16 protein-coding genes and 2 pseudogenes are annotated in these 19,663 nt (G+C 62.3%); all 18 read right to left on the bottom strand.

Translation table 11 applies throughout. The features are described from left to right. Positions 1–11 precede the first annotated feature (11 nt). On the bottom strand, positions 12–995 hold the full coding sequence (locus AC1DLV_RS05340; protein ID WP_476798543.1) for a beta-ketoacyl-ACP synthase III: 984 nt from the start codon (positions 993–995) through the stop codon (positions 12–14). Continuing rightward, positions 992–2,257, bottom strand: coding sequence for an adenosylmethionine--8-amino-7-oxononanoate transaminase (locus tag AC1DLV_RS05335; RefSeq protein ID WP_476798542.1), 1,266 nt, complete (start codon positions 2,255–2,257; stop codon positions 992–994). Before AC1DLV_RS05335 ends, AC1DLV_RS05340 begins: the two co-directional genes overlap by 4 nt. Beyond that, complete coding sequence (bioD, locus tag AC1DLV_RS05330; protein WP_476798541.1) at positions 2,254–2,892, bottom strand: dethiobiotin synthase; 639 nt, start codon at positions 2,890–2,892, stop codon at positions 2,254–2,256. Before bioD ends, AC1DLV_RS05335 begins: the two co-directional genes overlap by 4 nt. After that, positions 2,889–4,025, bottom strand: coding sequence for an 8-amino-7-oxononanoate synthase (locus AC1DLV_RS05325; protein WP_476798540.1), 1,137 nt, complete (start codon positions 4,023–4,025; stop codon positions 2,889–2,891). The genes bioD and AC1DLV_RS05325 overlap by 4 nt, the downstream gene beginning before the upstream one ends. Beyond that, on the bottom strand, positions 4,022–4,972 hold the full coding sequence (bioB, locus tag AC1DLV_RS05320; RefSeq protein WP_476798888.1) for a biotin synthase BioB: 951 nt from the start codon (positions 4,970–4,972) through the stop codon (positions 4,022–4,024). Before bioB ends, AC1DLV_RS05325 begins: the two co-directional genes overlap by 4 nt. Positions 4,973–5,074: 102 nt before the next feature. Further along, on the bottom strand, positions 5,075–5,926 hold the full coding sequence (gene nadC, locus AC1DLV_RS05315) for a carboxylating nicotinate-nucleotide diphosphorylase (protein WP_476798539.1): 852 nt from the start codon (positions 5,924–5,926) through the stop codon (positions 5,075–5,077). After that, positions 5,927–7,459: an L-aspartate oxidase gene (locus AC1DLV_RS05310; RefSeq protein ID WP_476798538.1), complete on the bottom strand. Its 1,533-nt coding sequence runs from the start codon at positions 7,457–7,459 to the stop codon at positions 5,927–5,929. Beyond that, the gene (gene nadA / locus AC1DLV_RS05305) at positions 7,456–8,430 is read right to left on the bottom strand and encodes a quinolinate synthase NadA (RefSeq protein ID WP_476798537.1); all 975 of its coding nucleotides are present in this window, start codon (positions 8,428–8,430) and stop codon (positions 7,456–7,458) included. Before nadA ends, AC1DLV_RS05310 begins: the two co-directional genes overlap by 4 nt. 83 nt (positions 8,431–8,513) lie before the next feature. After that, positions 8,514–9,458 carry an NUDIX hydrolase gene (locus AC1DLV_RS05300; protein ID WP_476798536.1) on the bottom strand — a complete coding sequence of 315 codons (945 nt, stop codon included), beginning with the start codon at positions 9,456–9,458 and terminating at the stop codon, positions 8,514–8,516. A gap of 271 nt (positions 9,459–9,729) precedes the next feature. Then, positions 9,730–11,661 (bottom strand): sulfate adenylyltransferase subunit CysN, encoded by a 1,932-nt coding sequence (cysN, locus tag AC1DLV_RS05295; RefSeq protein WP_476798535.1) that lies wholly within the window; start codon positions 11,659–11,661, stop codon positions 9,730–9,732. Further along, positions 11,661–12,611, bottom strand: coding sequence for a sulfate adenylyltransferase subunit CysD (gene cysD / locus AC1DLV_RS05290; protein ID WP_476798534.1), 951 nt, complete (start codon positions 12,609–12,611; stop codon positions 11,661–11,663). Before cysD ends, cysN begins: the two co-directional genes overlap by 1 nt. Continuing rightward, positions 12,608–14,710, bottom strand: a complete 2,103-nt coding sequence (locus tag AC1DLV_RS05285; RefSeq protein ID WP_476798533.1) for a polysaccharide biosynthesis protein — start codon at positions 14,708–14,710, stop codon at positions 12,608–12,610. The genes cysD and AC1DLV_RS05285 overlap by 4 nt, the downstream gene beginning before the upstream one ends. A gap of 585 nt (positions 14,711–15,295) precedes the next feature. After that, positions 15,296–15,898 (bottom strand): annotated as a pseudogene (locus AC1DLV_RS05280) (O-antigen ligase family protein); the annotation flags it as partial. A 60-nt stretch (positions 15,899–15,958) separates the two neighbouring features. Beyond that, complete coding sequence (locus tag AC1DLV_RS05275) at positions 15,959–17,143, bottom strand: glycosyltransferase family 4 protein (protein WP_476798532.1); 1,185 nt, start codon at positions 17,141–17,143, stop codon at positions 15,959–15,961. Between the two features lie 284 nt (positions 17,144–17,427). Further along, positions 17,428–18,468, bottom strand: coding sequence for a tyrosine-type recombinase/integrase (locus tag AC1DLV_RS05270; RefSeq protein ID WP_476798531.1), 1,041 nt, complete (start codon positions 18,466–18,468; stop codon positions 17,428–17,430). A 14-nt stretch (positions 18,469–18,482) separates the two neighbouring features. Continuing rightward, positions 18,483–18,638, bottom strand: a pseudogene (locus AC1DLV_RS05265) (hypothetical protein); the annotation flags it as partial. After that, positions 18,635–19,120 (bottom strand): helix-turn-helix domain-containing protein, encoded by a 486-nt coding sequence (locus tag AC1DLV_RS05260; protein ID WP_476798530.1) that lies wholly within the window; start codon positions 19,118–19,120, stop codon positions 18,635–18,637. The gene AC1DLV_RS05260 and the pseudogene AC1DLV_RS05265, both read right to left, overlap by 4 nt. Continuing rightward, positions 19,110–19,502 carry a hypothetical protein gene (locus AC1DLV_RS05255; protein WP_476798529.1) on the bottom strand — a complete coding sequence of 131 codons (393 nt, stop codon included), beginning with the start codon at positions 19,500–19,502 and terminating at the stop codon, positions 19,110–19,112. The genes AC1DLV_RS05260 and AC1DLV_RS05255 overlap by 11 nt, the downstream gene beginning before the upstream one ends. Between the last annotated feature and the right edge of the window lie 161 nt (positions 19,503–19,663).

Raw genomic sequence — 19,663 nt, 5'->3', positions numbered from 1 at the left:
ACTCGGCCTTTTCACATTCCCACCACCAGCGCACCTCCGGTGAGGCCAGCACCGGCTGCCGCGAGCAAGAGCTTGTCGCCGGGGCGGAACGCTTCGGCTCGATGCGCCACCGACAGCGTCATCGGGATGGTGGCGGCTGACGAATTGCCATAGTCGGCGATTGTCTTGACGATGCGGTGGTCCTCGATACCAAGCGACTTGCCGACCGCGTTGAAGATGCGGGCATTGGCCTGGTGCGGCACGAAGCGGTCGATCTCGGCAGCACCCAGGCTTGCCGCATCCAGCGCCTCGACCGAACAGCGGCTCATCATCTCCACCGCCTTGATGAATACCTCGCGGCCATTGGCGATGGTCATGCGCGTTTCGGCGATGTCGAGCTCGTCTGAAAACGGCCGGCTGCTGCCACCGGCTGGAATCTGGATCAGGCCGTAGCCCGAACCGTCCGAGGCGAGCGAAGCGCCGAGAATGCCCTGATTGGGATCGTTTGAGGGACCAAGCACAACCGCACCGGCAGCGTCAGCGAACAGCACAGCGCTTGCCCGTTCTTCCGGGTTGATGCGGCGGCTCAGTATGTTGGCGGCGATCACCAGTGCCGGCTTGTTGTGCAGGCGCACGAACCCGTCGGCGAAAGTCATGGCATAGATGAAGCCGGCGCAGGCGCCGGCAAGGTCGACACCGCCCGCGCCGGTGAGGCCAAGCCGATGCGCGACAAGCGGGGCGCTTGGCGGCAACAGATGGTCGGGCGTCGACGTCGCCAGCAGCAACAGTCCGACTTCGCTGCGGTCGATGCCGGCAGCTTCAAGCGCCATCTCGCCAGCCTTGGCTGCGAGCCCCGACAGTGTGTCGTCGGTCTCAGCCCAATAGCGCGAGCGGATGCCAGTACGCCCTTCGATCCAGCCAGCTTCCAGTCCGAGACTGGCCTCGATGTCGGCGTTCGGCACCTTTCGCTGGGGAACGTGGTGGCCGAAGCCAAGGATGCGGGCCGACCGGGTCACCCGGCAGGTCCCACCAGGTCGGCGGCCTCGTCGACGGCATCATACAGCCGGTCGAGTTCGGCTGACGTCACGCAATAGGGCGGCAGCACATAGATGACATTGCCGAGCGGCCTGACCAGCAGTCCGCGTTCGAGGAAAAACGCGCGCAGTTTGGGCCCGACTTCGGCGAGATATCCCGCCTTGCCGACACGCATGTCGAGTGCCGCAATCGTGCCGGTCGTGCGTATGTTTTCGAAGCGCTCGTCGTTGCGAAACCGCGAAACCCTCTCCGCCTGCATGCGCGACAGATCGGTGACGCGCTCGGCCACAGGCTCGTCGCGCCATATCGCGACATTGGCGAGTGCGGCGGCACAGGCGATGGGGTTGGCGGTGTAGGAGCTCGAATGGAAAAAGGTCTTGGCGCGGTCTTGCGAAAAATGCGCACGGAAAACAGCGTCGGTGGCAAGCGTTGCCGCCAGCGGCAGCGATCCGCCGGTCAGGCCCTTCGAGGTGCACAAGATGTCGGGCGCAATTCCGGCCTGCTCGCAGGCGAACATCGTCCCGGTGCGGCCCCAGCCGGTCATCACTTCGTCCGCGATCAGGAGCGTTCCGGATTTCTCGGCGATACGCTTGAGCTCGGCCAGCAGCCGCGCCGGATACATCAGCATGCCGCCGGCGCCGAGCACCAATGGCTCAACGATGAGGGCCGCCGCCTTCCCGTCGCGCGTCAGCGCCTCGAAGCGGTCAAGCGTCTCCTGCTCGCTATCAGGAGCGGGAAAGGGGATCGTGTCGACCTCAAACAGCAACGGGTCGTAGGCGGCGTTGAACACCCCGCGCGCACCCACGCTCATCGTGCCGATGGTGTCGCCGTGATAGCTGTGCTCCATGACGACGATGCGCGAGCGCGCGTCGCCATTGTTGCGGTGGAAGCCGAGCGCCATCTTGAGCGCCACTTCGACACTGGTCGAGCCGCTGTCGGAATAAAACACCCAGTCGAGTCCATCCGGTGCCATCTGGACGAGAGCCGAGGCCAATTGCTCTGCCGGTTCGTGGCTCAGCCCAGCGAAGATCACCTGATCGAGCGTTTCGGTCGCCTCGCGGATCGCCGAGACGATCTTCGGATGGCGATGGCCGTGGGTGATGACCCACCATGACGAGATCGCATCGAGGATGCGCTTGCCATCAACCGTCTCGACATAAGCACCATCGGTGCGCGCGATCATGGGCGGCGCTGGCTCGGTGGCGTGCTGGGTGAAAGGGTGCCAGACGGCGGAACGGCTCATGGCCTGGCCTCCAGGAAATCGGCGGCATCGAAGTTCGCGCGCATGGCCTTGGCCAGCGCATCAGGCGTCAGCGGGTCGAGCCGGGGCAGGCGGCCGAGCACGCGCACCTTGCCCATCTCGGCAATCGTCTGCTGCGTGTCTGCCATCTCGTCGCCGACGAAGGCTATGCCGAGCAACGGGATGGCGCGGCTGCGCAGCGCTTCGATCGACAACAGTGTGTGGTTGATCGTGCCTAGACCGGTGCGGGCGCATAGTACGACCGGCGCGCCCCAGCGAGCGAAGACGTCGATGTAGAGCGAGCGCCTGTTGACCGGGACCATCAGGCCGCCAGCGCCTTCGACGATGAGCGGTCCTTTGGTGACTGGCAATGCGAGATTGCCAGCGTCAATCTCGACGCCGTCCAGCTCAGCGGCGCGATGCGGCGAAAGCGGTGCGTTGAGGCGATAGGCCTCGGGCAGGACGCGCTCGGCCGGCAGGCCGGAAAGCCGTGCCACAATCTCGCTGTCGGTCTCGTCGTCGATGCCCGATTGCACCGGCTTCCAGTAGGTGCCGTCGAGCAGGCCAGTCAGTCCAGCCGAAAACACGGTCTTGCCGATGCCGGTATCGGTTCCCGTGACAATGATGGTGTTGCTCATCGCTTCCATTCCTCGGCAAGTGCGTCGAACAGCGCCGAAACATCCGTTTCGCTCACATTGAGGGTCAGCGAGATCCTGAGCCGCGCCGTACCTTCAGGCACTGTCGGCGGGCGGATGCCGCGCACGTCGAAGCCGCGTTGCTGAAGTGCGTCCGCCAGTGCCATCGCACGGCCATTGTCGCCGACGATGATCGGCAGGATCTGTGAGCCGATTGGCTTGAAGCTAAGTGCCTCGGCCCTTTCGCCCGCCAGTGCAACGAGCGCAGCCAGCCGCTCGCGTCGTTCCGGCTCGTCGGCGAGAATATCGAGCGCTTCCATCGCAGCCACCGCCATCAGCGGCGAAGGCGCCGTGGCATAGATGAAGGGCCGGCAGCGGTTGACGAGGTAATCGGCGAGCGTAGCCGGTGCGGTGACCAGCGCGCCCGAGCCGCCCAGTGCCTTGCCGCAGGTGTGCAGCACCACGACATTGTCGCGGCCTTCGAGATGATGCGCCAGCCCGCGACCTTCGGGTCCGTAAACGCCGGTGGCATGCGCCTCATCGACGAACAGGAAAGCGTCGTGCCGGTCGGCAACGGCCATCAACTCGGCCAGCGGCGCGATGTCGCCTTCCATGCTGTAGAGGCTCTCGGCAACGATCCACGCACGGCCGATGCCGCCGCTGGCGCGCCATGCCCGGATCGCATCTTCGACCGCTTCAGAATCGTTGTGTTTTGCCTCCACCACCTCGGCACGGCCGGCACGCGCGCCTTCATGGGCGCTGGCGTGGATCAGTTCATCAAGGACGATCAGGTCGCCCTTTTGTGGGAGGGTAGTGAGCACTGCAAAATTGGCGACATAGCCGCCGCCGAAGAACAGCGCGCGCTCGGTGCCGAAGAAGGCCGCCGCTTTCTCTTCCAGCGCTTCATGCTCGGGGTCGTTGCCGCGCAGCAGCCGCGAGCCGGTGGCGCCGACCGGCGTGCCGTTGGCAAGGGCGGTCGAAACCGCATCGGCCAGCCGTTTCGAACCGGCAAGCCCGATGTAATCGTTCGAGGCGAAGTCGAGCCCGGCGCGGGCGCTGAGCGTCCGCAGCCGGCTCTTTCGCGCCAAGCCGCGCAGGGTGGCGTCGTAGCGGTCGAGCAAGGCTCGTCCACTCACTTGATGTCGCGCTCCATCGGCTCGATGCCAAGGCGGCGGAACAGCGCTGTGTCCTTGTCTTCTTCAGGGTTTTCGGCGGTCAAAAGCGTGTCGCCGACAAAGATCGAGTTCGCTCCGGCAAAGAAGCACAGCGCCTGCATCTCGTCGCTCATCGCCGTGCGGCCGGCCGACAGGCGCACATGCGACTTGGGCATCATGATGCGGGCGAGGGCGATGGTGCGGACGAACTCGATCGGCTCGATGGGTGCGGCTTCGGCGAGCGGGGTGCCCTCGATCGGGATCAGCATGTTGATCGGCACGCTGTCGGGATGCTCGGGCAGGTTCGCCAGCGTCACCAGCATGTCAACGCGGTCGACAGACTGCTCGCCCATGCCGACGATGCCGCCGCAGCAGACCTTGATGCCGCTGTCGCGGACATTGGCCAGCGTATCGAGCCGGTCAGCGAAGCTGCGCGTCGAGATGATCTCGTTGTAGTAGCGTTCCGACGTGTCGATGTTGTGGTTGTAATAATCGAGGCCAGCGCGCTTCAGTTGCTGCGCCTGGTCGAGATCGAGCATGCCGAGCGTCATGCAGGTCTCCATGCCGAGCGCTTTCACGCCCTCGACCATGGCCACCACCGCATCCATGTCGCGCGCCTTGGGGCTGCGCCAGGCCGCGCCCATGCAGTAGCGCGTGGCACCCGCATCGCGCGCCTTCTTGGCTTCAGCGAGGACGCGCTGAACTTCCATCAGCTTGGAGGCCTTGAGCCCGGATTCGTGATGCGCCGACTGGCTGCAATAGCCGCAATCCTCGGGGCAGCCGCCGGTCTTGATGGAAAGCAGCCGCGAAAGCTGGACGCGATTGGGGTCGAAATTCTGGCGGTGGACCGTCTGGGCCTGGAAGAGCAAGTCGTTGAATGGCGAATCATAGATCGTTCGCGCATCCTCAAGCGTCCAGGTCGGGCGCATGCCATTCAGCTGTTGCGCGGCCCCGTTCAAGTGCATTTCGGCGGTCATGCGGTCTCCATCGCCAGCGTTGCTTCCCCACCCGGGGCGCGACAATTGCCCCGATCAGCCGATCGTGTCCAGCCCAATGTCCAGGATCGGCGCGCTGTGGGTCAGCCAGCCGACCGAAATCAGGTCGACGCCGGTGGCGGCGATTGCCGGTGCTGTGGCAGGCGTCACGCGGCCGGATGCCTCGGTGATGGCGCGTCCGCCGACCATGTCCACGGCGCGGGAAAGTTGCTCGGTGGTCATGTTGTCGAGCAGCACCGCATCCACGCCGAGTGCCAGCGCTTCGTCCAACTGGTCGAGCGTGTCGACCTCGACTTCGATCTTCACCAGATGGCCGACGCTGGCCTTGGCGCGTTCGATCGCCGAGCGGACGCCGCCGGCAATGGCAATGTGGTTGTCCTTGATCAGCATGGCATCGTCCAATCCGAAACGGTGGTTGGAACCACCACCGGCACGGACGGCATATTTTTCGAGCGCGCGCAGGCCGGGCGTGGTCTTGCGCGTACACACGATGCTCGCCTTGTGGCCGCGCACGGCGTCGACAATCGCCGCTGTGGCGCTGGCGATGCCGCTGAGATGGCAGAGGAAGTTGAGCGCGACGCGTTCGGCGGTCAGAATGCCGCGCGCCGGGCCGCTCAGCGTGGCGATGGTTTCGCCCGCTGCGATCGCGCTGCCGTCTGGTTTTGCCACTTTCATCTCGATCGCTGGATCGATCAGACGAAAGGCAAGGGCGGCAAGATCGAGCCCGGCAACGACACCCGGCTGACGCGCCGCGAGCACAACCGTCGCTCGCAGGTCGGCGGGTACGATGGCATCGGTCGTCAGATCGCCGGCACGTCCGAGGTCTTCGAGCAAGGCGTCGCGAACCAGCGGTTCCAGCATGATTTGGGGCAGGGGCGTAAGGTTCATTCAGGCGCTCCGGGCAAGCGGCGTGGCATCGAGTTCGGCTACCGCATCGAGTGCAGCATCGAGGGTGATTTTCGAACGGCGTGCGACAGCGTCGTGGAAAGGGAAATCCGTTCGGCAATGCGCGCCCCGGCTTTCCTCGCGCTGGAGTGCTGAGACCGCCATCATCAACCCCACTGCTGTCGGATCGGCAGCAGCAGAATTGCCTATTGCAAGCGGCAGCAAGGCGGCGGCTGCCTCGCGCAGGCTGTCGCCGTCGCGCAGGACTCCCAGCGTAGACGAGACGATGTCGCGCACAAGCGACGGGTCAGCGGGTGCGGGTATGGCCGGTGTCGCCGAGGCTTTCCGGTTGGCGGCTGGCGAAGCCGCCACGCTTTTTGCCACCCAACTTGCAGTCACAACAGCCTCGGTCAGCGAGTTGCTGGCGAGCCGGTTGGCGCCGTGCAGCCCGGTTGAGGCAACTTCGCCGCAGGCCCACAGGCCAGTCACCGAACTGCGGCCCTCCGCGTCCACGGCGACGCCACCCATGTGGTAATGCGCCGCGGGGCGTACCGGAATGGGCTGAACCGCAGGGTCGATGCTTGCTTCGCGGCAGAAAGCTTCGATTGCCGGAAAGCGTCTCGCGAAGGCTTGGCCGAGGCATTGCCTGGTATCGAGGAGGACGCGATGTCCACGGGCAAGATGTCGGTAGACACCGCGCGACACCGCATCTCGGGTGGCAAGTTCGGCGCCCGGAAGATCGGCAAGGAAACGCCGTCCGGTTTCGTCTATGAGCACGGCACCTTCGCCACGCACAGCTTCGCTGATCAGACGCATCGGCCGCTGTGGTCCGTCGAGCGCGGTCGGGTGGAACTGCACGAACTCGAGATCGGCGAGTTCGGCCCCAGCGCGTGCGGCAAACGCCAGACCCTGGCCGAAGCATCCCAGCGGGTTGGTGGTGTCGTGGAACAGGCCGCCGACCCCACCGGTGGCGAGCACGACGCGTCCGGTCGCCAACACGAGATGGCTGCTATCTCCTGCGGCGAGCACACCGGCAATGACGCCGTCCTCGAGCAGCAGACGTCGTGCCTCGAAGCCTTCGATCACTATGATCGAGGGCGTGCGCCTGACAGCTGCGACCAGCGCACGCATCAGCTCGGCTCCGGTCGCGGCACCCGCAGCATGCACGATACGGCGGCGGCTATGGGCTGCCTCCAGCCCAAGATGCAGTTCGCCATTGGGCACTCGATCGAAAACAACGCCGAGCCGCTCCAGCTTCTCGATGGCCTCCGGTGCAGCTTCGACAATGCGCCGGACTGTAGCCTCGTCGCACAGCCCGTCGCCGGCGGCGAGCGTATCGGCAATGTGCCGGGCAGGGCTGTCGTCAGAGCCGATACATGCGGCGAGCCCGCCCTGTGCCAGCACGCTCGATGCTTGACCGCCAAGCGGTGTGGCTGACAGGAGCACGACGGGTTCCGGCGTCAGTTCCAGCGCCGTCATCAGCCCGGCGAGCCCACCGCCGATGATGACGGGACGGCCCGCGAGGTCCTCGCTCATACCGCCAGCATCCGCTCGACCGCCAGCCGGGCGCGAGTGGCAACGGCAGGGTCGATGGTCACCGCATGCTGGTTCAGTTCGAGTGCCGAACGGATGTTGCCGAGCGTGATGCGCTTCATGTGCGGGCAAAGATTGCAGGGGCGGATGAACTCGACATCGGGGTGCTCGACAGCGACGTTGTCGCTCATCGAGCATTCGGTCACCAGCACCACGCGCGATGGCTTGTTCGTGCCGACATAGTCCGACATCGCGGCGGTCGAACCAGCGAAATCGGCTTCCGCGACCACTTCCGGCGGGCATTCGGGGTGGGCAAGTACAGTGACACCTGGATGTGCGGCGCGCATTTCGCGGATGTCGGCGGGCGTGAAGCGCTCATGCACCTCGCAATGGCCTTTCCAGGCAATGATTTCGACATCGGTTTGGGCGGCTATGTTCTGCGCCAGATATTCGTCCGGCAGCATCAGCACGCGCGGCACACCGAGCGATTCGACGACCGCCTTGGCGTTGCCCGACGTGCAGCAGATGTCGGACTCCGCCTTCACCGCAGCCGAGGTGTTGACATAGGTGACCACAGGCACGCCGGGATAGCGCTGCCGCATCAGGCGGATGTCTTCAGGCGTGATCGAATCGGCCAGCGAACAGCCGGCAGCCATGTCGGGGATCAGCACCGTCTTGCCGGGATTGAGCAGCTTTGCGGTCTCGGCCATGAAATGCACGCCGGCCAAGACGATGATTTCCGCCTCGACCTCCATTGCCTTGCGGGCCAGCGCCAGGCTGTCGCCGACGATGTCGGCAACGCAGTGGAATATCTCGGGAGTCTGGTAGTTATGCGCCAGGATGACGGCGTTGCGCTCGCGTTTGAGCCTCAGGATAGCGTCGATGTCTTGGGAAAACACCGGCCATTCGATGGCGGGGATGACGCGCTGGACGCGGTCATAGAGCGAGGCGGCGGAGAGAGATAAGCCAGACATTCGTTATCCTTATTATGCTCGTATTGAGTATAATAAGGATATATGCTTATCATGAGCATAAGGCCTGTCAAGGTCGATTTCGGCTATTTGGTTCCAGCGACCGAGCGTTCATCGAGAACGGCGTGGCGGAAGCGGAACAGTTTTGCCGGCCGCCCGCCAGTGTCGGAGCTCATGTCGCCCGTTTCTTCGACCAGATCCTGCTGCTCGATCAGGCGGCGAAAATTCTGCTTGTGAACGGTAAGCCCGGCCAGTGCCTCAACAGCGCGCTGCAACTGCAGCAGCGTGAATGCGGGTGGCATGAGCTCGAACACCACGGGCCGGTATTTGATCTTGGTCCTGAGACGGGCGATGCCGGTGGCGAGGATTCGGCGGTGGTCGCCGCTCATCGAGCGGCTTGGAACGGCAGACGCGTTGCCGATGCCCTTGGCACGAATGGCTTCCTCGACCAGTTCGGCTTCGTAGAGCAGCTCGTAGCGCTGCAACACCAGCTCTTCGTTCCATTGACGGTCGTCGAAGCCGAAGGCGCTTGCGGCGCGGCGCAAACGGTTCTGGCGCTTGTCCTGTTGGCCGGCCTTATCGGCCCATTGGCGTAAGCGCGGCACGATGATGTCCTGGATGATTTCAGGCGCGCCAGTGCGGTGGTCTTCCCATGGGAAGAACTCATACCAGCTGCGCCAGCTGCCGGGCGGCGTGCCATGCGCCGGCTCCTCGCGGGTCAGGCCGAGATAGCTGATCGAGATCACCCGGCTGGCCAGCTCGTCGCTGTCGCGGTCGCGGTCGGCGAAGGTGTAGAGCTGTTCGATGTAGCCGAGCGGATGGCCAGTCTGCTGCTCGACCCAGTCTCGCAAGCCCGATTGCAACGACCGGTGGCCGAGCGCGAACGGCCCGGAGGGCAGGGCGGTCGCGTCCTTGATCGTCAGCACCATCGGGTTGCCATTGGGGGCAGCGACAAGCACCGCGATCAGGTCTGCGCTGATCGCATGACGCTCCGCTGAACTTTCTTTGCTCACCCCTGATGAATCCCGCATCTTGCCCTATTGGTTCCGGCTGGTCGTGATCGGAAGGCCAGACGGATCAAAGGTCAACACTTTTTCGCCTGCCATCGGCCAAGACCATGCACAGTGGTTCGCAGTTATTGGCCTGCAGGGACAAGAAAATCCACATCTTGTGGAGGGATTTGCAAGTGACGATAGGTAAGATGATGTTTTGTATCTACGAGCGGATACAGGGCCATGGCCTGGCATCGTGCCGGACTAGGGGCACCGAACAAATTGTGCGCGTTACGGCTTGTAGGCAGGGTTAGCTGTGTCGTTCGTCCGAGCGGCTGACGATGTTATTGTCATCGAGCCAGCTCTCCAGCTCGTCCACCATCGCCTCGGCGTCCTTGCCGAGTGTTTGGAGGTGAAGTTCGGGGTTTTCTGGAGCTTCGTAGGGCGAATCGAGGCCGGTGAAGTTCTTGATCGTGCCGTTGAGCGCCTTGGCATAGAGCCCCTTGGGATCGCGCCTCGCGCATTCCTCGAATGGTGTGTCGACGAAGATTTCGACGAACTCACCTTGCTCCATGCGTTCGCGCGCCATCTGCCGCTCGGCGCGGAATGGTGAAATGAAGGAAACGAGCACGATGAGCCCGGAATCTGCCATCAGCCGGGCGACCTCGACCACGCGGCGAATGTTTTCGACGCGATCCTCCTCGGTGAAGCCCAAATCCCGGTTGAGTCCGTGGCGGATGTTGTCGCCGTCGAGCAGATAGGTGTGCCGGCCAGCCGCGTTCAGCTTTTTCTCGAGCAGGTTGGCAATGGTCGATTTGCCCGATCCCGACAGGCCAGTGAACCACAGCACCGCTGGCTTTTGAAATTTTTGCGCCGCGTGCTGACTGCGGTTGATGTCGAGCATCTGCCAGTGGATGTTGCGTGCGCGGCGCAGCGGATGGTTGATCATGCCGGCGGCAACGGTGGCGTTGGTCATGCGGTCGACCAGGATGAACGCGCCGGTGACACGGTTGTCGCTGTAGCGGTCGAAAGCGATTGGGGCCTGGACTGAGAAATCGCACATGCCGATCTCGTTCATGTCGAGATGTGCTGCGGCTTCTTTGGCAAAGCTCGTCACGTTGATCCGATGTTTCAGTGCAGTCACGGTCACTCCTGCCTGGTCGGTCTCCGTGCGCAGAATGTAAGGCCGGCCGGGCAGCAGCGGCTTGTCGTCGAACCAGACGATTGTAGCCTGGAACTGGTCCGCCACCTCAGGCCGTGCATCGACGGCGGACAGCACGTCGCCGCGCGAGATCTCGATCTCGTCCTCCAGCAAAAGGGTCACCGACTGGCCGGCGATAGCCAATGGACCATCCGCTGCACCGACGAGAATCCGCTTCACGCGCGAGCGGCGTCCGGACTTCGCCGCAACCACGACCTGGCCCGTGCTGACAAACCCAGACGCGACTGTGCCCGAGAAGCCGCGAAAATCCTGGTTGGGGCGGTTTACATATTGAATGGGGAGACGGAACGGCCTGTCGACTGCGTCGCCGTCTATCGCAATCGTCTCGAGGTGTTCAAGCAGCGTAGCTCCAGCATACCAGCCCATTTCATCCGACAGCCGGGTGACGTTGTCGCCATAGCGCGCCGACATCGGGATCGGCTCGATCGACTGGAAGCCGAGACTGGACGCAAAGTCGCGATACTCAGCTGAGATGCGCTCGAAAACCTCCCGGTCGAAATCGACCAGATCGAACTTGTTGACCGCAAGGGCGACGTGGCGGATGCCGAGCAGGGAGGCGATGATGGAGTGGCGGCGGGTCTGTTGCAGAATGCCCCGGCGGGCATCGACAAGCACAACGGCTAGATCGGCGGTCGAAGCTCCGGTCGCCATGTTGCGGGTGTACTGCTCATGGCCAGGCGTGTCGGCGACGATGAACTTGCGCTTGGGCGTGGCGAAGAAGCGGTGGGCGACGTCGATGGTGATGCCTTGCTCACGCTCCGCCTCCAGCCCGTCGACAAGAAGCGCGAAGTCGATGTCCGCGCCATTGGTTCCATGCTTGCCGGAATCCTTTTCCAGCGCGGCAAGCTGATCCTCGAAAATCAGCTTGGTGTCGTAGAGCAGGCGGCCGATCAGCGTCGACTTGCCGTCGTCCACCGACCCGCAGGTCAAGAACCGCAGCAGCGACTTTTCGTTTTGGTCGGTAATGAAATCGCCATAGTCGAAAGGCGCGGCGGAAACGGGAAGGTCGTGCCTCGTCATCAGAAATAGCCCTCGCGCTTTTTCTTCTCCATGGAGCCGGTCTCATCCTTGTCGATGAGACGGCCTTGACGCTCGGAAGTCCGCGCAGTCAGCATTTCCCTGACAATGGCTTGGAGGTCGCAAGCGTCCGATTCAATGGCGCCGGTCAGCGGGTAGCAGCCGAGCGTACGGAAGCGAACGAGGCGATCCTCGACGGATTCGCCCGGCAGCAATTTCATGCGCTCGTCGTCGCGCAGGATCAGCATGCCGTCGCGCTCGACGACTGGCCGCAATTTCGCAAAGTATAGCGGTACGATCGGGATTTGTTCCTGCAGGATATATTGCCAGATATCGAGCTCGGTCCAATTCGACAGCGGAAAGACGCGGATCGATTCCCCCGGCGCGACCCGCGTGTTGTAGATTTTCCACATTTCCGGCCGCTGGTTCTTCGGGTCCCAGGCGTGGTTGGCATTGCGGAACGAGAAGATGCGTTCCTTGGCGCGGGACTTTTCCTCATCGCGGCGGGCGCCGCCGAAGGCCGCATCAAAACCGTATTTGTCGAGCGCCTGCTTTAGCGCGACCGTCTTCATTACATGCGTATGGGTGTTGGAACCGTGAACGAAGGGGTTGATACCGTCGCGAACGCCATCCTCATTGATATGCACCAGGAGATCGAAGCCGTGTCTGGCCACCATGGCATCGCGAAAAGCGATCATTTCGCGAAACTTCCACGTCGTGTCGACATGCAGGAACGGAAATGGCGGCTTGGCGGGATAAAACGCCTTCATCGCCAGTTGCAGCAGAACCGAAGAGTCCTTGCCGACCGAATACAGCATCACCGGCTTCAAGAAGGTCGCAGCGACTTCCCGAAGAATGTGGATAGCCTCGGCTTCCAGCCGGTCGAGATGGCTCTGTCTGATGTTGGGGTGTGTTTGCGAGATGGGATCGGAGGGGAGCGTCAAGGGGCTCATGGCTTCATCCCACTGCCGTGTCCGCTGCTCTGGCATAGAATGAAATTCATCGTCTCAAAAACGGAACTGGTGTCGCCTTCGGTTGCCGCCGACCGCAGATGCTCGAAGCCTTCATAAAGCACGGACAGCGGCACCGGCGTGGGCACAGCCCCCAGGACACCAGGAACAGGCGGGTTGACCCGTTTCTCGGAGACGTCAAAAAGCTCTTCGAACAGCTTTTCTCCGGGTCGGCAGCCGACGATTTGAATATGCATATCCTCATCGGGCACGAAGCCGGCCAGACGGATCATCCGCCGCGCGATATCGATGATCTTGATCGGCTCGCCCATGTCGAGAACGAAGATTTCGCCGCTACCCAGTTTTTTCTCGAGTCCATAGGCGGACGCCTGCAACGTCAGTTCGACCGCCTCGCGAATGGTCATGAAGAACCGCATCATCTCAGGATGCGTGACTGTCAGTGGCCCACCGCGTGCAAGTTGCCGCTTGAACAGCGGGATCAGCGATCCACTGGAACCAAGCACGTTGCCGACGCGCACGGTCATGAAGCGTGGGGCGTCGACGTCGTTTACTCCTTCCAGGTCGAGTGACTGGCAATAGAGCTCCGCAAGCCGCTTCGTGGAACCCATCACGTTCGGCGAGTTCACCACCTTGTCGGTGGAGATCTGCACCATGCCGAGCGCCCCCCAGCGCTTCACCGCCTCGGCGATATTCATCGTGCCGAACACGTTGGTGAGCACGCCTTCGCACGGGTTGAGTTCGACCATCGGCACATGCTTGAGGGCCGCGGCATGGAACACGAGTTCCGGTCTATGCTGCGCGAATACGCCTTCGACACGACGCCTGTCGCGCACATCGCACAGATGTACAGAGCGCTCGATGGCAGGGAAATTTTCCGCAAGATCCAGGTCGACCGAATAGAGGTTGAACTCGCTGTTATCGACAAGAACCAGCCGCGAAGGCGCTAGCCCCGCCACCTGCCTTGCCAATTCGCTGCCGATCGAGCCACCAGCGCCTGTGATCATGACGCGACGGCCGCCGACAAAGCGCTGCATGGCGGCGATATCGAGCGCAGCCTGCGGCCTCTCCAGCAGGTCGGTGAGCTCGATAGGCCGCAGTTCGAACTCGGTCGCAACACGGGGATTGCGCAATTCTGTCGCGGGGTTCAGCCGTGAAACGGCCATGCCCATCCGGTCAGCGCAGGCGATCAGCCGCTCCGCTTCGCCGCTTTCAAATGAAGAAAGCGGTGCTGTGAAGATGAGGTGGCGCGGCCGCTGGCCTCGGCCGTCAAGTTCGGCCACGACAGCGTCGAATTCATCTGTCGAGCCCAGCACAGCTACGCCGCGCATCATCGACCCGGTCTCATCAGGAGAATTGTTGAGGAACCCCACCGGTTCGTGCGTCGATGTCGAGTCGCGCTGCAGCGCGCGCAAATAGAGGTCTGCCTCGTGGCCCGCGCCGACAAGCAGCACCGGAATGCGCGGGCTGAGATCGGCCGGCGCCCAATGCAGGGCAGCGACAAGGGCTCTGAAGTCTTCCTGCCGGAAGCTAAGCCGAACGGCCGCCAGCAACGACACCAGAGCCAGGATCTCGATCGCGATGATGGAATGCGGGATGATGGCGAAGTGCGAATAAAAGAAGACGCAGGTCATGAGCACCAGCGAGGCAATCAGGATCGCTTGCACAAGGACGACGTAGTCGGGAATCGAGGCATATTTCCATTTGCGCTTGTACAGGCCCGCAGCCGGAAAGGTCACGGCGCAGATGATCACGAACACGGCGGTGAGGATCGCGAGCGCTTTGGCGGCACGGGCGTCGGTTAAGAACATTTGCGGGCCGAAACGGAGCCATGCAGCCAGTATCAGCGCAAAGGCTGCCAGCGACAGGTCGACTGCGTAGAGATACCGATTGCTGATTGTCGACTTTACAGCGGAGGCGATCCGCGATCTCGCTTGCCGAAAGGGTGGCCTCTTGGCCAGCGCCGCCGCGATGTCCAGAAGGATGATACCACCGGGCTGGCGAGCTGTGCCGGTTTCAACCTTGCTGTTTGCACCGAAATCCCGCAGCCGCGCTCTTTTCGCAGCGCTCTCGTTGTCACGCATGTCAGCCCCCGCTGGTCGGCATTGGCACTTGATGGCTTTGGAACCACGCGACGGGCTGTCTCAGAATTCACAGTAGGTGGAGAGCGAATGCAGCCGTGCGGTTCAATTCATGGCGTGCATCTTGAGGGCGCGGTAACTTATTGGAAATGCGCACGAAACGCGGGGCGTGTCAGTTAAACCCTTCGATAAGTTCCGATTTTGCGCAATTTGCGTGTCGCATCAGGCACCTTTGGCTCCGGCCATGCTGGATCGTCAGTCAGCCAGGCTGAAAGGTCCTTGCCGATCATGCGTCCCAGCGCCTCGACATCGCGGGCGTAATAATCGATCAGCTGTTGGTGAACGCTAGCGGGCAGTGGAGCGTAGCTGGTTTCGCGCCCCAGCAACCCATGCATCGTGCGGAAGGTGGCCGTGTCGCGAAAGTAGGCCACGACCGGCTTCAAAGGGCGCAGCGCGCGCCGTAGCCCCGGGCTTACCATCGGCGTCGTTTTGTCCTTTACCTTCGATTGAACGAAGGTAACCGTTTGACCAGGGGGCAGCCCAATGAACTCCCTGACGGCGACGAGCTGCTCTTTCGGCCGTGCCTTTAAACGCCTTGATTCGCCCGGATGCCCAAAAATAGAGCAGGATCGGCATGATCAGCGCGTTCATTGACGCGGCGAGGTTGGGGTTCCTGAGCACCGTAGCTAGGCGCAGCCCGCCGGTGACCACGCCCTTGCCGTCGCCCGGCACATAGCCCACGGCATAGAACGTATAGATGCCGTGGATATCGACCAGGATGATGCTCGCCACAAAAATGGCGGCCAGACGATGTGCTTCTTGCGGGTCGTTGCGCAACAGCACGACCATCAGAATGATGTAGGAGAAGAGATACTGCGTGGTGACGATCAGGCCGCGTTCGGCACTTCCACGCAAAAGGCTTCCGGCCATCAGCCCAACGAACAGCAGCGTGAAGGCCAGCAGCCACGTCGATGTTGCTCTGCCAAGCGGCCTGTTGGGGATAAGGCCGGCAATCAAAAGAATGAAAAAACTCAGGCAGAAGAAAAAATCGCTGAGGGTAAAAAACACCTGCGGCAACCGCAGATTGGCATACGGCGCGAAGAAGACACCGGCGTACACAACGAAACGCTCAAAGGCCGCTAGACTGGATGTCTTGCCCGAAAGGCGGTCGCATCGTCGCCAGGCCGAGATTGATTGTCCGGTTTCTGCCACGGCAGTCTCGCGCGACGCTTCTGCGCGAACTTACCACAATCACCCGTATGCCTTCGCCTTCGGATTATCGGAAGCGAGGAGTTCATCGTAGACCCGCGTGATCTCGCGCACATGCCGCTCGACGCTGAAACGCGAGCGTGCGTTGCTGCGAGCGGTTTCGACGATGTGCTGGCGCAACTGGGCATCCTGCAGCAGCTTCAGGCCCGCTTTGGCGAACGCGTCGGGCTCATCTGGTCGAACAAGAAGCCCGGTCTGCCCATCTTCGATCGCCTCCGGGTTTCCACCTGAGTCGGCGGCGACAACCGGTGTGCCCAGCAACATCGCCTCGACAAGGGTTCTGCCCAAGGGTTCATCCACCGCAGTTACCAAAAGCGCATCGAGCGCAGCGATCCAGGGCTCGGCGGGATAGCGAAAACCCAGGAAGTGGACATGATCGGCAATCCCAAGCGCTTCGGCACGCGATTTCGCCTGTTCGTCCATGCCGTGGAGCGAATTTCCGAGGAGCAGACCTGCCAGCTTTGTTTCCGGCGCCATTCGCTTCAGCGCAGCGATCGCCTCGACAAACAGCACCGGCCGTTTGCGCTCAACCAGAGTTCCGACGTATCCGAAAAGCAGCGTGTCGGGCGCGGCTCCAATTTCAGCAAGAACCTTGCTTCGGGCGTCCGAGCGCTCCATCCCGGCCGTCATGTTCACGTCGAAGGGGCTGTGAACGACGCTGCATTTGCTCGCGGCCGAAAAGAGAGCAGGGCGCGGCGAGGCAAATTTCGATACCGCCACCACGCGGTTGGAAAGCCATGGCGCTACGCGGCGTAGTCCAAATGACGATGCGTCGTTGCGGTGGTGCCAAAGGTGCTTTGCTCCGGCGAATCGTGCCGCAAGCCCCCAGGCAATGTGCGTGCGGCCATCATTCGTGTGCACGATCGCCACATCCCTGGACTTCAAGAATCGCGCAAACGCCGGAAGAGTGCGGGCAACAGTCGCGGCAGCAGCACCATCGCGTCTTTGTCCGCGGGCCAGATGGTGTTGGGCGGGGGCGGTCTCGAACTGGATACCTTCTCGCCTGAAGATCTCGGCGACCGGGCCGTCGGGCAATTGCAGTACAACAAGCGGCCTAAAGCGCGACCGATCGAGGTTTTTTATCAAGCCAAGTGCCGACAGGTGACTCCCACCGAAAAGGTCACCGATGAAGGGAAAGCAAACCGTGATTGCTTTGGCGTTCCTCATCTTCGATTTTCTGCATCATTTTTTGCAAGCAGTCCAGATTCCACGCTGGCTCGACTTACGCCACCATGTTGGGGGGGCGTCATCCCAGGTCGGCGGCGGGCAAATGTCGAATGCAAGGCCGCGGGGAGCCGCGATGCGGCTGTTTACTGGGAGAGGGGGGTGGTGGGCGATGACGGGCTCGAACCGCCGACATCTTCGGTGTAAACTTTTTCCCCACACCTGCAACCGGCACTGGATCGGAGAAAGGCCGCTTCGCAAAAGGGTTTGTTTGGCAGGCTTTGGAACTACGAACGCCCTAGATCGAGGTTCACAGGTTCATGCGTGACAGCGGGAACTTCGTATACGCCCATCTCCAGCGCCTTTGCAGCGCCTCGCAGGTGGGTCGGGCTGTAGCGCGCATAGACCCGATAGGTGATGATCGGGTTCGAGTGGCCGAGATACTGGGCTATCTCCGGTATCGGAATGCCTGCCTCAGCTAGCCAGACAGCCGAGGTATGCCGGAACACGTGCGGGGAGATATCTTCAAGATCCGCTGCCTTCGCGGCGGTGCTGATGCTGCGCTTGATCGATTTGACGCGCTCGCCGCCCCATTCCACGACGTAGTCGCTCAACGCGCCTTTGCGCACATCCTTCAGTGCGGCAAATAGGGTGTCGTTCATAGGGACTGTTGCTCGGCCCTTTTTGTTGGCGTTGTTCTCTGGGTCGATGAGGTGGATGAGCCGGCGCTTGAAGTCCACACGCTCCCAGGTCAGATCCAAGACTGCCGACACGCGGGCCGCGGTAGCGAGCATGAGATGCATAGCTAGGCGAACATGAGGCAAGGGTGCCGCGGCGATGATACGTCGAGCCTCATCGCGCGTCAGGTGCCTGTCCTTGGGAGAGGGCTTGGTCGGGCGCGCGATGTCTGGTGCGTGGTTGATGATCTTGTTCTTGACGGCCCAGACTAACGCGGTGCGCAAGTGGCCGAGCTCAGTATGGATTGCCCCATCCGACCGCCCCTGCTTTCGCCGGGCGGTAGTATAGGCATCGCATTGAACTTTGGTGATGTCCTCGCCGTCGCAGTGGCCGAAATGCGGCCCGATCGCCACCCACGTGTATTTCATGGTCGTGGCGATCGATTTGGCGGCTTTGTCTTGGCGGTACGCCTCCCAGATATCGGAGACCTTCCGGCCGGTAGGGCGGGTTAGCTGCGCATAGAGCGCGGGCGCAATGCGTTGAGCTTCGCCCGCATCATCGGTGTTGAGCGTATATCGGTGACGTTTACCGCCCCGATCGAAGGTGAGAGCGAATTGTCCTCGGAGTCTGGTAATTCGCCACTCTGGCACTCGAATGCCTCCACTTCCTCACCGCGAATTCGCAGCAACTTGCCTCCCAATTGGAAAGCCCGCAAGTCGCCGGCCGCAATAAGGTTGCGGACATGTCGTTCTGAGCACTCCCAGCGCTCTGCTAGCGTGGTCGGGGTGTACACGCTTTTGATGTCGGCTGCTCTCGTCATGCCTCGTCCTTCGCTGCGGGGCGGGCGGGAAGGGCGCAGCAGTCGTCACATTCTTCGACAGTCGTTTCGCCGCATTCGCAGGGCTCGTCGCCACTTAGATGGCCGATCTGGATCATCTCGCGGATAGATCCAGGCGCGTACTTTGGGGTTAGCAGCGCGTCGATCTCGGCGGCGATGCGAAGGGCCTCCGGGTGCAGGTTTGGCTTGGCCGGCGACAATCCGATCAGATATTCGAGCGACACACCGAAGGCGCGGGAAAGACTGACAGCCATTTCAATGGAAGGGTTTTTCGAGCGACCGTTCTCAAGTTCCCAGATATGGGATTTCCCGGTGTTTGCGCGGTCGGCCACCTGTTGAAGGGTTAGCCCATGGGATGCCCGAAGCTCGCCCATCCGAGCGGCCATCGTTTGTGCAATGGTCACGCGCTCATTCATTCGAGTCTCCTTTGGTGGGGAGGGGACGGGAGGGAGGTCAGTGACCATCGCGACCTCCTGCCTTGCTCTGGTCTTCCAGGTATTCGCGAAGACCAACCGCCGAGTTGAGAAACGCAGTGATCGCGTCGGCCTGCTCGTTCGGGTCTTCGCAGCCCCATTCGGACATCGCGGCCATGAAGTCGGGAAGCTCGGCAACGCGCTCGGCCATTGGTGTGAGCAGAAGCTTGCGCTCCATCTCCGCTACACGCGCTTTCAGGCGGTCGTCGGCGCGCTTCTCAGCTGCGCGGATCGCCCGAGCCACGCGATCTTCGAGGTAGTTGCGTTCGCGACCGATCATGCCCCGGCCTGTGTCATAGATAGCCTTCCGGGCTTCCGCTTTGGCAGCTAGCCACGCGGTCTCTCGTTCCTCGGCGATCTTCTCAGCGGTCATTGCTGTTCTCGTGCTGTCGGTGGGGAGGGCGGTCATGCTGCGGACCTCGCTTGCTCGACGTGATCCGACCATTGATCGGCCATGGCTTCGGCAATGCCGGTGAAGAACCGGCTGCGCTCGCGCCAGCGGTCTGGGCCGGGTGACATGTGGTGGACTCGCGG

The organism is Aminobacter sp. 01T433 (assembly GCF_056398585.1).
The sequence above is the reverse complement of the archived record's forward strand: the minus strand, read 5'-3'. Positions and strand labels throughout refer to the sequence as shown.

Bases quoted from the DNA above. Each gene is read 5' to 3' on its own strand.
- AC1DLV_RS05335 (WP_476798542.1), bottom strand. From the start codon at position 2,257: ATGAGCCGTTCCGCCGTCTGGCACCCTTTCACCCAGCACGCCACCGAG.
- bioD (WP_476798541.1), bottom strand. From the start codon at position 2,892: ATGAGCAACACCATCATTGTCACGGGAACCGATACCGGCATCGGCAAG.
- bioB (WP_476798888.1), bottom strand. From the start codon at position 4,972: ATGCGCCCGACCTGGACGCTTGAGGATGCGCGAACGATCTATGATTCG.
- nadC (WP_476798539.1), bottom strand. From the start codon at position 5,926: ATGAACCTTACGCCCCTGCCCCAAATCATGCTGGAACCGCTGGTTCGC.
- AC1DLV_RS05310 (WP_476798538.1), bottom strand. From the start codon at position 7,459: ATGAGCGAGGACCTCGCGGGCCGTCCCGTCATCATCGGCGGTGGGCTC.
- nadA (WP_476798537.1), bottom strand. From the start codon at position 8,430: ATGTCTGGCTTATCTCTCTCCGCCGCCTCGCTCTATGACCGCGTCCAG.
- AC1DLV_RS05300 (WP_476798536.1), bottom strand. From the start codon at position 9,458: ATGCGGGATTCATCAGGGGTGAGCAAAGAAAGTTCAGCGGAGCGTCAT.
- cysN (WP_476798535.1), bottom strand. From the start codon at position 11,661: ATGACGAGGCACGACCTTCCCGTTTCCGCCGCGCCTTTCGACTATGGC.
- cysD (WP_476798534.1), bottom strand. From the start codon at position 12,611: ATGAGCCCCTTGACGCTCCCCTCCGATCCCATCTCGCAAACACACCCC.
- AC1DLV_RS05285 (WP_476798533.1), bottom strand. From the start codon at position 14,710: ATGCGTGACAACGAGAGCGCTGCGAAAAGAGCGCGGCTGCGGGATTTC.
- AC1DLV_RS05275 (WP_476798532.1), bottom strand. From the start codon at position 17,143: ATGAGGAACGCCAAAGCAATCACGGTTTGCTTTCCCTTCATCGGTGAC.
- AC1DLV_RS05260 (WP_476798530.1), bottom strand. From the start codon at position 19,120: ATGGTCACTGACCTCCCTCCCGTCCCCTCCCCACCAAAGGAGACTCGA.
- AC1DLV_RS05255 (WP_476798529.1), bottom strand. From the start codon at position 19,502: ATGACCGCTGAGAAGATCGCCGAGGAACGAGAGACCGCGTGGCTAGCT.